Raw genomic sequence first — 513 nt, forward strand, 5'->3', positions numbered from 1 at the left:
CTTCGTAGTTGTGGCCCTCCCAGGGCATGAACGCCACCAGCAGGTTCTTGCCGAGCGCCATCTCACCCTGGTCGGTGCACGGCCCGTCGGCGATCACCTGGTTGACCTCGACCCGGTCGCCCTCGGCAACGATGGGCCTCTGGTTGAACGAGGTGCCCATGTTGGAACGCCGGAACTTCGCCACACGGTACGTCGTCCGCGTGCCGTCGTCGTTCAAGACCGTGACGTAGTCGGCCGAGACCTCCTCGACCACACCCGCCTTCTCGGCGCTGACCATGTCGCCGGCGTCGGTCGCGGCGCGATATTCCATGCCGGTGCCGACCAGCGGCGCCTCGCTCCTGAGCAGCGGCACCGACTGGCGCATCATGTTGGCGCCCATCAACGCCCGGTTGGCGTCGTCGTGCTCGAGGAAGGGGATCATCGCCGTGGCCACCGACACCATCTGGCGCGGCGACACGTCGATGTAGTCGACCTCCTCGGCACGGGCGAGCTCGGTCTCACCCCCCTTGGTGC

Annotated in this window: 1 pseudogene; it reads right to left on the minus strand. The window is 67.4% G+C overall.

Annotated features, from left to right (window positions below):
• Window positions 1–513: pseudogene (locus E1294_RS52180) on the minus strand (DNA-directed RNA polymerase subunit beta); the annotation flags it as partial.

The organism is Nonomuraea diastatica (assembly GCF_004349015.1).
In the GTDB taxonomy this organism is placed as follows: Bacteria; Actinomycetota; Actinomycetes; order Streptosporangiales; family Streptosporangiaceae; genus Nonomuraea; species Nonomuraea diastatica.